Genomic DNA, 211 nt, shown 5'->3' with positions numbered 1-211 from the left:
CCGCCGTGACCGTGGCGTCGGTGGCGCTGGCCTCGGGAGTCATCGCCCTCGGCTGGACCCGGCTCGTCGGGCTGCCCAGCCGCCGCGGCACGCTCGTCACGGTCAGCATCTCGGCGGCCCTGCTCCTGGCCTCCGTGGCGCTGCCGGACGACGGGGGCTCCCTGCGCTGGGTGCCCGCTGCGCTCGCCGTCGGGGTCGTCGTGTCCTTCCT

Annotated in this window: 1 protein-coding gene; it reads left to right on the top strand. The window is 76.8% G+C overall.

The features are described from left to right. On the top strand, positions 1–211 hold a 211-nt coding region (locus B4K29_RS12630), incomplete at both ends, for a hypothetical protein (protein WP_414632595.1).

Origin of the sequence: Arsenicicoccus sp. UBA6765 (genome assembly GCF_002453335.1) — a bacterium.
In the GTDB taxonomy this organism is placed as follows: Bacteria; Actinomycetota; Actinomycetes; order Actinomycetales; family Dermatophilaceae; genus Arsenicicoccus; species Arsenicicoccus bolidensis.
This window is presented reverse-complemented; position numbering and strand designations above follow the sequence as displayed.